This is a genomic window from Acholeplasma sp. ORD1043 (genome assembly GCF_057808485.1).
Window position 1 is genome coordinate 1 of record NZ_JAQLOJ010000008.1, and the last position, 11,818, is coordinate 11,818.

The window sequence follows — 11,818 nt, forward strand, 5'->3', positions numbered from 1 at the left end:
GGAGGTTAATACCTCCATCTATTTTAAAGGGCCAAAATTTATTGTTATTAAGCTACGTAAGCTTTGACGAAGTCTGATGTTAAGAATGAAGATGCATCAGCAATTACTTCATATTGTGCTAAGTCAACTGCAACATCATTGAATTTAACTGATGCAGCACCGTTTAACTTAACGTTTGCTGCTTTATTCCAAGCACCAAATGATAAGTAGTTGTAAACATCAATAGTGTTTAAGAATGATTCGGGTGCAGTGATTTGGATTGAACCTTGTGCAACAACTAAGCTAGCTGATCTAGTTGTGTTTGCAACGATTAATGCTGATTGGATTTCAGCAATTTTAGCGTCTAATGTAACATCAATAGAACCATAATAATATACGTTAGAGATTTGAGCCTTTAATAATGAACCCATGATACCACCAACATAGATTTTATCTAGTTTTTCAGCTTCAGTGTCGGCATGTTTCTTATAATCGATTGTGATAACTGCGTTTGATACTAATTCTGAAAGGTTTTTATCTGAACGGTTCGCACCAAAGATACCACCAACATAAAGTAAGCCTGAACCTAATGATTTCTTATCTTGGTTAACGTTTACGTTAATTTGAGTGTCAATTACTGCTAATTTAGAAGTACTAACACCTTTATCTTGTTCGATTAAACCTGCGATACCACCGATATATGTACCAGCAGTTGACATATCAGTACCAGAGTAAACACCATTTACACCATTTTGAGTAACGTTTAATGATGAGTCAACAACAGTAATGTTTGATAATTTACCTTGTAGTGAACCACCTACTAAACCAACATAAAGGTTTCTGTTTAATGCTGATTGATTAATGTTATGACGTAATGTAATTTCTGAGTTAGAAATTGTTACGTTATCTAATACGAAATCATTGTTTGAAACTTTAGATACAACAATACCTACATAATGAATACCTGTATAGGGTCTTGCATCATTATCGATTGTAATGTTATCAAAGTTTACATTCATAATCTTACTCTTTGATGCATAACCAAAGATTGATAAATATGATTTATAAACATCATTTGATTCAGTAAGTTGAATATTTTTGATTGTATGACCATTACCATCAAATGTACCATTGAATGGCGTACCTGATGTAAATAATGGAGATAATGAAGCATTATTGAAATCTAAGTCAGCACCTAGTTTGTAATGTTTCTTAGCATTCATATCCTTGAATTGGTCAACAGAAACGATAGTGATTGGATCTGATTCCTCATCACCTTGTGCTAATGTCTTAAATGCTGTTGCTGATTTATATAATTGTAAGTCAACACCATCTTTAGTACCAACAACTGTGATGATGTACTCAGTTGAACGAGCAAGACCGTCAACTGTAACTGTCTTAGTTACATTTTTGTTAATTGTCTCCGTTACTTCTTTTGAAAAATCATCATTTGCAATAGTGATTCTAACTTCTCTTGTATCAAGTTCAGTATCTGGGTCTCTGACTTCGATCTTGAATGATACGCTACTTGTTGTAGGATTGATTGCTGATACAACTGCTCTTGCATTTGTTTGCACAGTTTCTGTACAAGCAACAAGAAGTAATGTAGCAATCATTGATAATAATACGAGTACTTTTTTCATGCGTTAACTCCCTTTTTTCTCTAGAATTTGATTTAGTCGAGCGAGCACTTTTTCTTTACCTAGTAATAGTAGAGAAACTGGTAAGCTTGGACCGTGTGCCTCACCTGTAGTTGCAATTCTCACTGGCATGAATAGTCCTTTACCCTTAACCCCTAATTCTTTGCCAACTGCTCCAATGGTTTGATTAATTAAATCAGCATCATTGAAGTCTAAGTCTTCAAACTTTTGTTTTAATAAATTCAATACCGGTAGGTAATCAAATTGTTCCATTTCTGCCATCACTTCTTCGCTGATAACAAAGTCATCATGGAAGAATTCTTGGTAGTATTTAACAATTTCTTTACCATATGATAATCTATCTTTTAATACACTTAATAGATTTTCAAACCATACTTCGCTTGGAATTTCAATTCCTGCTTCAATAAAGAATGGTCTTGTTAAGTCTTTCATTTGTTCCATAGATAAATTCTTTAAGTATCTTGAGTTAATATAAGCTAACTTTTGTTTATCAAAGTAACTTGGTGCAGCTGATAATTTGTTTTCATCAAATAACTTAACTAATTCATCATGAGATAGAATTTCATTCTCACCAGATGGTGACCAACCAAGTAAACTTAAGAAGTTTAACATCGCTTCTGGTAAATAACCCATCTTGTGATACTCACCAATAAATTGGATTGTTCCTGTATCACGTTTAGATAATTTCTTCTTGTTTTCGTTAACAATGATTGTCATATGACCAAAAGTTGGGATTTCCCATCCAAATGCTTCATACACCATAATTTGTTTTGGAGTATTTGTAATATGTTCTTCACCACGGAATACGTGAGTGATTTCCATAAAGTGGTCATCAATAACAACTGCGAAGTTATAAGTAGGAATACCATTATCTTTCATGATGATCCAGTCTTCAACTTCTTTTGATTCAAAAGAAAGTTTTCCACGGATTACATCATTGAATGCATAAGTTTTACCTTGTGGCACTTTAAATCTGATTGCGTATTTATCGCTACCTTCTTTAAAGTCCTTATAGGCTAGTCCCATGTCTAATAACTTTTGAGCATATTCGTTATATAAGTCTAATCTCTTTAATTGATGATATGGGCCGTATGGTCCACCAATATCTGGACCTTCATCCCAGGTAATACCTAACCATTTTAAATATTGTAATTGTGATGCTTCTCCACCAGGAACGTTTCTTGCAATATCGGTGTCTTCAATACGGATAATAAAGTCTCCGTCATTGTGTCTTGCAAATAAATAATTGAATAATGCAGTTCTTGCATTACCGATATGTAGAAGTCCGGTTGGTGAAGGCGCGTATCTAGCACGGATTTTTTTCATACTATTCCTCTTTTCGCAAGTATAATTATAAGTTATTTATACTAAATAAACAAGTTTATTTTAATCAAACACATCGTATAGCACATATAAAAAAGAAAGTTTGGTATTTTTCAACCAAACTTCCTTTTAAAGTTATACTTTAATCAATTAATTAAAAATATTTTATTTCTTGTTGTAAACTTCAGCAATTAAGAACATTGATGCACTTGTCAATGTAATTAAGAAAGTCAAAACAACGATTGGTTCGGTGATTAAATTAATTGAATCCCCATCTGTTGTAACAACATAATTAGATGAAGTAATAACAATGATTGATGCAGCAACTAATAATATGAATGCTAAATAGGATGTTAATTTTAGTTTTCTACATGATTTAACAGCTAACTTCATAATAGCTGAAACGATACCTAATCCAACAAAGACAACTCCAAGCAAATTAACCCAACTTAGTTCAAGTAATTCACGATTGGCACCTAATACATACTTCGTTGAACCAAATGAGATATCCATGAAGGTAAAGTGTATTTCACCAAAGATAGACAAATCAACCTTATAGTATGTTAATGAATACATAAAGGTCAATGCTATAAACGATAGAATCAAAGAAACGATCCATGGGATTTGCATCTTAGTTAAATTCATTTAGTGATCCTCCTATTAGTTTTATTACCTTCATTATACCTATATATAAGAAAAGATGCTAGTACTTGCGTACTAACACCTCTTATTGATCTTTCTTACTTAATAAGTAAATAACTAATTTTTTTACTGTTTTACTATCCATAAATGGGTAGAGTGAATTCACATTAACATGTTGATATTGACCTTTAATATAATAATCAACAAATTTATCAAGTGCTTCTTCACTTAAGAATGGTGCAATCGATGAAATACTCGTTGTTTTTCCTGACTTATCTTTTTCAAGTAAAGTTAAGAACACTTTTTCTGCTTGTTCATTTGATAAGAAAGGCATTATTGATGATAATGATAAATCATTAAAATTATCTGGATTACTAATTAAAGCATCTACAAACTCATCTAAATCTTCTTCATCTAAACATAATAGTTCTTCAAATGAAGTATTAAATAGTTTCGCAAGGTCTAGTCATGCGCCAATTGTTGGAAAACCTAACCCTAACTCCCATTTAGAAACAAGTTGTCTTGTGATTGAAAGTTTATCAGCAAGATCGTCTTGAGTCATACGAAGTTGTTTTCTATAATGTGTAATCTTTTTCCCAACAGCTATAAAATCTATCAAGTCTATCTCCTCCTTACACTTTCAATTTTAGATGAATAAATAAACGATGTCACTCAACTATTTGTTGCATATTCATGAGTTAATTTTAGCAGTTTTATTTATATTCTTAATTAAAACAAAAAAAAAGAAGCCGAAGCTTCTTTTTAAAACATTATCTCTTAGAGAATTGTGATGCTCTACGAGCTTTCTTAAGACCGTATTTTTTACGTTCTTTAGCACGTGGGTCACGTGTTACTAAGCCTGCAGGTTTTAATACTTTACGTAAATCTGCATCGACTTCCATTAATGCGCGAGTGATACCTAAACGGATAGCACCAGCTTGTCCTGTTAAGCCACCACCATTAACGTTTGCTGACACATCAAATTTACCTTCGTTTGAAGTTAAAGTTAATGGTTGTAAAACGTCTAAGCGAGTTGCAGCTGATGGAAGGTAATCTTCGAATGTTCTACCATTGATTGTGAACACACCTTTACCTGGAGTTAATACGACACGAGCAACAGAAGACTTTCTGCGACCTGTACCGAAATATTGAACTAATTCTTTTGCCATCGGATTACACCTCTAAACTTTCTGGTTTTTGTGCTTGATGTTTATGTTCAGAACCAGCATAAACGAATAGCTTTCTTAAAACTTCTGCACCTAATCTATTGTGAGGAACCATACCTTTGATTGCTTTTTCAACAATCGCAGTTGGTTTCTTAGCCATTAAATCTTTAGCAGCAGTTTCAGATAAACCACCATTGTAACCTGAATGAGAATAATACATCTTATCATTCCATTTGTTACCTGTTAATTTAATTTTGTCTGCATTAATGATAATTACATAATCACCAGCGTCTACATGTGGGGTGTAAGTTGGTTTATGTTTACCACGTAAAACTGATGCAACCACAGTTGCAAGACGACCTAAAGTTTTACCTTCAGCGTCTACGATGTACCATTTTCTTTCAATGGTAGCTTCATTTGCCATAAATGTTTTCATTGTTCGTTACCTTCTCCTTATAGTTTTGTTATAAGGGCTGTGTGGAAAATAAGGTTAATACTGTACCGCAAAATATCTTACTATACTTTAGTATATAAGTCAATAACTTTAACAAAAATATCTGTTTGATTATGATTTGGAATGAATTTCAATAAAACTCCCATAAACTACGTTTAATATGCTACAATTAGTGCATAAAGGAGATTACTTATATGAAAGTTCTAAATACATTAATCCAAACTAAAAAGGTTTCAATTGTAAACCATAACTTAAAGGGTAACTTCCAGATGCAACCAATCTATACGAAACAATTAGAAAAGTTATCAAATACTGAGTATGTTGTCTCAATCACATTTGCAGTCTTTTCAACTCCTGAACATCCATTCCCAATTGACTTATCAGCAACTATTTCTGGTAACTTCACTTTTGAAGCGTCCGTGCCTGATATTGAGGCAGAAAACTTCATGGCAGGACCGGCCATTCAAATACTTTATCCACACTTAAGATCCGTTGTTGCATCACTTACTGCAACTTGTTATCTACAGCCATTATTACTACCACTTGTTGATCCTAGAATCTTTAAAGATGTTTAATCATTAAATTATAATAAACCGCTTAATAAGGCGGTTTTTATTTTTAATAATTAATATAAAACCCCTCAAATGAGGGGTCGTTGTTAAGCGATTGTTTTCTTTTTAAAGTTACCGTAAACGTGTTTAACTGGTTGCGTTGAAATAAATGCTTTAGGGTCTACTTGATGAATCATTTGAACTAAACTTGTCAGCTCATATGATGAGATAATAACTAAAATTAACGTCTTATCTTTTCTTGTATAACCACCTTGAACATTGATCATTGTAACCCCACGATAAACCTTGACTAAAATATCATTTACGATTTCATCTGGGTTTTCAGTAACAATATCAACCTTTAAGAATTGATAACCAGTATGTAGACGATCCATCACGACTGTTGAGACGATAATTCGTAAGATTGTATAAGAGATGACAACCCCTGCAACAATCATCATATTGTTCTCATCAAAGATATGACCGTTTGTAATTAAGCCACCTAATACAGCAATTGAGAGGTTCATAATCAGTGATATAAAACCAACTGATTGACCTTTTTTAAGTGATACATATTGTGCAATAATATCTAGTCCACCGGTTGATGTACCATAACGAAGTGCACCACCTGCACCAATACCAACTAGAATACCACCAAGGATTGTTGCTGTTAATGCTTGAGCAGGACTGGTTAAGCCTAAATCAATTTGTGGGATGTAACCAAGCATAGTTGCTTGAATTAGGACTGAAATTAATGAGTAGACAACAAACTTTTTAGAAACACCAAACCAACCTAGGATAAGGATTGGTATATTGGCTGCAATAACAAATCCACCTAAGAATAAGTCTTGCCATTGATCAACATTAGGGATTCCTAATGTGTATTTCATAAAGTCACGGATTAACTGTGCAATACCTGGAATACCACCTGTATACATTGGAACAACTGAAGCTTCTAAGAACCACTTAACACCAAATCCATAGAGCACAGTGAAAAATACAACTGCGGCAGTTCTCTTTACTTCCGGTAAAACTTTTTGTTTAAATGCATCAGACTTCAAATAGTCCATTAGTCTTTTCATTTTAACTTATCCTATAATTTCATTTAATTTTTTGATTGGATCAAATCTTTCAAATAGAACTTTAGCAACACCAATTTTGCCTGATTTGTAAACACCCCAAGTTTTAACTGTTTCAAAATCTTTATCATTTGAATTTAATTGTTCAAAGATTGATTCTGCAGTCTTAGGAATAAATGCTTGTAAGTAAACTGCTAGCACACGGATTGTTTCAACAAGTGAGTATAACACATGGCTTAACTTTTCTGTTTCACCATTTTTATTTAAGTTCCAAGGCTCTGATAAGTCGATATACTTATTCGCTGCTCTTGCTACTGAAATAAGTTCTTCTAGTGCATCGCCCACTTTTAATTCATCCATTAGCTTTGTTACTTTTTGTTCTAATGCTAAACATTTATCTTTTAGACTATATTCGAATGGTTCATCAATTTCTACTTTAATGACATCTCCATTTTGATACTTATTAATCATACCAATTGTACGATTCACAAGGTTTCCTAATGTGTTGGCAAGATCTGAGTTTGTGCGTTCAATCATTAACTCATATGTGATGTTACCATCTTGAGCAAAAGGAATCTCATGTAATACGTAATATCTTACCGCATCTACACCAAAATGTTGTACTAATTTATCAGTATACATAGTGTTTCCCACAGATTTACTCATTTTGTTCTTATCAACTAAGACCCAAGGATGACCAAAGATTTTCTTTGGTAGTTCAACCCCTAAAGCCATTAAGATGATTGGCCAGTAAATAACGTGGAATCTAATGATATCTTTACCAATTAAATGGACATCAGCTGGCCAATATTTACTAAAGAAATCACCAGGGTTATCTAGATTATACCCTAAACCAGTAATATAGTTAGATAATGCATCAACCCAAACATATACAACGTGTTTTGGATCAGTTAATACTGGAATACCCCATTTAAATGAAGTACGTGATACGGATAAATCTGGTAATGTATCTTTTAAGAAGTTTTGAATAACTTCATTTTTTCTTGATTCTGGTTGAATGAAATCTGGGTTTTCTTCAATGTGTTTCATTAATCTTTCTTGATATTTTGAAAGTTTTAAGAAATAAGCATCTTCACTCATCCAAACAGGGATATCACCTGATGGACCTTTGCCATCAACAATTTCATCTTCACTTAAGAATGCTTCATCGGCAATTGAATACCAACCTTCATATTTACCTAAATAAATATCACCTTGAGCAAGTAGTTTTTCAAAGATTTGTTGAACGACTGCTTTATGGTTAGTGTCTGTTGTTCTAACAAATTTATCATATGAGATATTAACTAAATCGTAAATACGTTTGATTTCAGATGAAATCATATCCACATAAGCTTGTGGAGCTAAATCTTGTTGACCTGCTTTATTTTCAATCTTCTGACCGTGTTCGTCAGTACCTGTTTGAAAATAAACGTCAAATCCAGTTAAACGTTTATAGCGTGCAATAGCATCCGCTAAAATTGCTTCATACACATTCCCAATATGTGGAATGGCTGATGCGTATGCAATTGCTGTTGATATATAGAATGGTTTCTTTTCCATAATTTCCTCCAATAAAAAATCCTTAGATTAAAAAATAATCTAAGGACGAATATAATCCGCGGTACCACCTTAGTTCTAGATTGCTCTAGCCCTCTTAGCTTGTAACGTAAGCAACTACGTCTTATTCTACTTATCGAACAAGATACTCAAAAGCCATATGTATATTCCATATATCTCTTCTCACCCACCAGAGACTCTCTTAAATACTTCCTATACGACCTCTTTATCATCGTATGATTGAATTCATGTTTATTATATATTAAATATTTATATTTATCTAGTTATTCTTTAACGATTTTGTATGCTTTATAGATTTCTGATTTATGAACACCTAAGACTTTTGCTACCTTTTTCATAGCATCTTTCTCAGATAATCCTGCTTCCATATAAATATTTACTTGAGAGACGATATCTAAGATTAATTCCTCTTTTTTGAATTCACCTTCTAGGATAATGACGTACTCACCTCTAGTATCAAATTCGAGTGTATACATTTCTTTTAGGTTACCTCGATAAAAGGTTTCAAATTTTTTAGTTAACTCTCTGCCTAATGATAATCTTCTATCACCTAAGACATCATACATTAACTCTAATGTTTTTGAAACTCTCAAAGGGGATTCGAAAAATATAAGTGTTTCTGATCTACCTTTATAAAACTCTAGTGTCGTTCTTGCTTCACTTTGTTTTCTTGGTAGAAAACCAATAAAGGTAAATGGCTGTGGCAAAAGTCCTGATGCAACAAGCGCAGTTAACATTGAAGATGCACCTGGAATTGGTACAACTGGAATATCATTTGCAATACATTCTTTGACCAAAATAAACCCAGGGTCATTAACTAGTGGTGTACCAGCATCAGATACTAATGCAATTTTTTTACCTTCTTTTAAGTAGGCGATAATTTCATCTAACTTTTCTTGTTCGTTAAACTTTTGATAACTTTCAAGTGGTGTTTTGATTTCATAATGAAAGAATAGTTTTGAAGTGACTCTCGTATCTTCACATAAAACTAAATCGGCAGTCTTTAAAATTTCAAGCGCACGAAAAGTTATATCTGATAAGTTACCAATTGGGGTTGAGACCACATATAGTCCGATAGATTCATCTTTAAAACTTTCTTGTACTTTCATTTCTTATAACTTCTTCCTTCATAAATTGAATTCATTTCCTCACTATAAGTTTGACCATCATATTGGAATAAAGGTGGCATAACGGTTAATTGTCCATTTCCTTTATATCTTGCTTCAACCAATACTTGATTAGGTTCTGCTGATGCATTAGGGTGAATGAAACGAATTCTTTTAACTTTAAAATCATATTTATTTAAAGTGATGATGATCTCTTCTAATCTGTCAGCTTTATGAACCATGAAGAATAAGCCACCATGTTTAATATTGTTTTTTGCAGCTTCTACTAATTTTTCTAAATTAAGCGTTAACTCATGTTTAGCAATTTCCATATCTAAATCAATACTTCTTTTAGTTTCATTATTAACTTTAAAGAACGGTGGGTTAGATACGATAATGTCAAAAACTGGTTTATGTCTTAACGTTTTTACATCACAATTGAAAACAGTAAGTCTATTTTCTAAGTTATTATCTTTAATGTTTTTAAGTGCTAATTGGTATCTAGATTCTTGAATTTCGGCACCATAAATTAAACCTTCAAATTTTTGTGATAAATAAAGCATAATCGCCCCATTACCACATCCTATATCAAGAATTGATTTTGTCCCTTTAGGGATTCTAACAAAATCACTAATCACAATTGTATCTAAATTAAAGGCTTTACCAACATCACTTGTTATTAAAAGGTTCGTTCCTAGTAAATCGCGTGTTGTCATTTAATAATTTCCTCTAACCTTATCGCTAGACTTTGTAGTGTCATAGAAATATTAACAGGTAATCTAAATGTTTTGGTTGTATCATGGAGTATTCTAATAACCGTTTCTGCTTTTTCAAGCGAGAACTTTGGAACCAGTTGTAGAATTTTTTCTTTATGAACTTCAAAATCTAACTTTTGATTCATATGGGTATGAATGACATCTAGCATGATTCTTGATAATAATTCAAAAATATAGATTAACCAATCTTTTTCATTATAAAAGTTTTTCTCTAAGTCAAACATTAAAAGCGATAACGGCAGTTTTGGTTCAACAAGATACTGAAGTAGCCCCTCAAACGATGAAGATGCCTTCTGATAATTTGGATCTTCAATAAGTAGCGTTGCTTCTTCAAAGTCTTTAGTTAATGTCGTTAAATAATATGCATCTTTTAATGCAATATCATGTTCAAGTAATAATTCAATAAACTCTTTATCCGTATCTTCTTCAAGTAAAACCACTTGAGCACGAGAACGTATCGTAGGTAGGATCAATGATTGGTCTTCAGTTAATAAAAAACCAATGGTTTGACCATCTTTTGGTTCTTCTAGAAATTTAAGTAAGGAATTAGCAGCAGCATTACTCATCGTTTCAGCTGCTTCGATAACATAGATTCTATATCCTGCAACTAAACTTGATTTACTAAACTCTTCTTGAAGTGCCAGCACTTGTTCTTTTTTAATTGAAAGACCATCTTTAGCAATATATAAAAAGTTAGGGTGATTGTCGTGCTCTAACTGAGTTTTAAGTTGCGGATAATCATTATCCGCCTTAAAAATCATGTAGGCTAATTCCCTAACAATTCTTTTTTGACGAAGACTTGAGCCACCACTCAAAATATATAAGTGGCTTAAGCGTTTCTTTTCAATTGTATAGCTAAAGTTTCCAAGGATATCTTTCATAGTCTCTCTTTAATAAAGCCTAAAATTTCTTGATAAATTGTTTCAATATCTCTATTACCATTAATAACAATAAATCTGTTTGGTTCTTTAAATGCAATGTCTAAATAACCATTTCTAACTTTATGGTGGAAATCATTTTGTTCAGAATCCAATCTGTCTTTCTTATGACTTCTACCTTTTGATACTCTGGCTAAACCAACCTCTGGTTCAAGATCAATATAGAAAGTTAAATCAGGCATATGACATAATGCATAATCATTTACCTTTTTAACAAAATCCATACCTAAGTCTCTGCCATATGCTTGGTAGGCAAAGGATGAATCAATATAACGGTCACATAAAATAACCTTATCTAAATTAGGGATAATCACTTCATCTAAGTGTTGGGCACGACTAGCAGCAAAAAGTAATGCTTCAGTATGTGCTTTTAAATCCGTATTTTTATTATCAAGTAGAACATTTCTGATTTGTTCTGCAATTGATGAACCACCTGGTTCTCTTGTTGTTACGACTTTGACACCTTGATTTTCTAAGGTTTCTTTAAGTTTGGCAATAATGGTAGTTTTACCGCTACCTTCGCCACCTTCAAATGTGATAAACATGAATGATTCCTCCCTATATA

Annotated in this window: 14 protein-coding genes and 1 other annotated feature; of the genes, 1 reads left to right on the forward strand and 13 read right to left on the reverse strand. The window is 32.6% G+C overall.

The features are described 5' to 3' along the window. Nucleotides 1–47: 47 nt before the first annotated feature. From PG914_RS03670 to rplM, 7 genes are all read right to left on the reverse strand, one after another. The gene (locus tag PG914_RS03670) at nucleotides 48–1,622 is read right to left on the reverse strand and encodes a hypothetical protein (protein WP_488822357.1); all 1,575 of its coding nucleotides are present in this window, start codon (nucleotides 1,620–1,622) and stop codon (nucleotides 48–50) included. Between the two features lie 3 nt (nucleotides 1,623–1,625). Continuing rightward, nucleotides 1,626–2,966, reverse strand: coding sequence for a glutamate--tRNA ligase (gltX, locus tag PG914_RS03675; protein ID WP_488822358.1), 1,341 nt, complete (start codon nucleotides 2,964–2,966; stop codon nucleotides 1,626–1,628). Between the two features lie 162 nt (nucleotides 2,967–3,128). Beyond that, complete coding sequence (locus PG914_RS03680; protein ID WP_488822359.1) at nucleotides 3,129–3,608, reverse strand: hypothetical protein; 480 nt, start codon at nucleotides 3,606–3,608, stop codon at nucleotides 3,129–3,131. Nucleotides 3,609–3,690: 82 nt separating this feature from the next. Beyond that, nucleotides 3,691–3,939: a hypothetical protein gene (locus tag PG914_RS03685; protein ID WP_488822360.1), complete on the reverse strand. Its 249-nt coding sequence runs from the start codon at nucleotides 3,937–3,939 to the stop codon at nucleotides 3,691–3,693. Between the two features lie 132 nt (nucleotides 3,940–4,071). Beyond that, nucleotides 4,072–4,224 (reverse strand): helix-turn-helix transcriptional regulator, encoded by a 153-nt coding sequence (locus tag PG914_RS03690; protein WP_488822361.1) that lies wholly within the window; start codon nucleotides 4,222–4,224, stop codon nucleotides 4,072–4,074. Nucleotides 4,225–4,375: 151 nt separating this feature from the next. Further along, nucleotides 4,376–4,774: a 30S ribosomal protein S9 gene (rpsI, locus tag PG914_RS03695; protein ID WP_488822362.1), complete on the reverse strand. Its 399-nt coding sequence runs from the start codon at nucleotides 4,772–4,774 to the stop codon at nucleotides 4,376–4,378. 4 nt (nucleotides 4,775–4,778) lie between these two features. Continuing rightward, on the reverse strand, nucleotides 4,779–5,207 hold the full coding sequence (gene rplM, locus PG914_RS03700) for a 50S ribosomal protein L13 (RefSeq protein ID WP_488822363.1): 429 nt from the start codon (nucleotides 5,205–5,207) through the stop codon (nucleotides 4,779–4,781). Nucleotides 5,208–5,419: 212 nt separating this feature from the next. Here rplM and PG914_RS03705 point away from each other — a divergent pair, with 212 nt between their 5' ends. Beyond that, nucleotides 5,420–5,800: a hypothetical protein gene (locus PG914_RS03705; RefSeq protein WP_488822364.1), complete on the forward strand. Its 381-nt coding sequence runs from the start codon at nucleotides 5,420–5,422 to the stop codon at nucleotides 5,798–5,800. Nucleotides 5,801–5,883: 83 nt separating this feature from the next. Here PG914_RS03705 and PG914_RS03710 read toward each other — a convergent pair whose 3' ends face one another. The 6 genes from PG914_RS03710 to tmk form a co-directional block, all read right to left on the reverse strand. After that, on the reverse strand, nucleotides 5,884–6,858 hold the full coding sequence (locus tag PG914_RS03710) for a YitT family protein (RefSeq protein WP_488822365.1): 975 nt from the start codon (nucleotides 6,856–6,858) through the stop codon (nucleotides 5,884–5,886). Nucleotides 6,859–6,864: 6 nt separating this feature from the next. Next, entirely contained in the window at nucleotides 6,865–8,415 is a 1,551-nt protein-coding gene (gene metG / locus PG914_RS03715; RefSeq protein ID WP_488822366.1) for a methionine--tRNA ligase, read from the reverse strand. 38 nt (nucleotides 8,416–8,453) lie between these two features. Then, nucleotides 8,454–8,654: a binding site (T-box leader), on the reverse strand. A gap of 42 nt (nucleotides 8,655–8,696) precedes the next feature. Further along, nucleotides 8,697–9,542, reverse strand: coding sequence for a 16S rRNA (cytidine(1402)-2'-O)-methyltransferase (gene rsmI, locus PG914_RS03720; RefSeq protein WP_488822367.1), 846 nt, complete (start codon nucleotides 9,540–9,542; stop codon nucleotides 8,697–8,699). Continuing rightward, entirely contained in the window at nucleotides 9,539–10,255 is a 717-nt protein-coding gene (locus PG914_RS03725; protein ID WP_488822368.1) for a tRNA1(Val) (adenine(37)-N6)-methyltransferase, read from the reverse strand. Before PG914_RS03725 ends, rsmI begins: the two co-directional genes overlap by 4 nt. Next, nucleotides 10,252–11,196, reverse strand: a complete 945-nt coding sequence (locus PG914_RS03730; protein WP_488822369.1) for a hypothetical protein — start codon at nucleotides 11,194–11,196, stop codon at nucleotides 10,252–10,254. Before PG914_RS03730 ends, PG914_RS03725 begins: the two co-directional genes overlap by 4 nt. Continuing rightward, the gene (tmk, locus tag PG914_RS03735) at nucleotides 11,193–11,798 is read right to left on the reverse strand and encodes a dTMP kinase (RefSeq protein ID WP_488822370.1); all 606 of its coding nucleotides are present in this window, start codon (nucleotides 11,796–11,798) and stop codon (nucleotides 11,193–11,195) included. Before tmk ends, PG914_RS03730 begins: the two co-directional genes overlap by 4 nt. Between the last annotated feature and the right edge of the window lie 20 nt (nucleotides 11,799–11,818).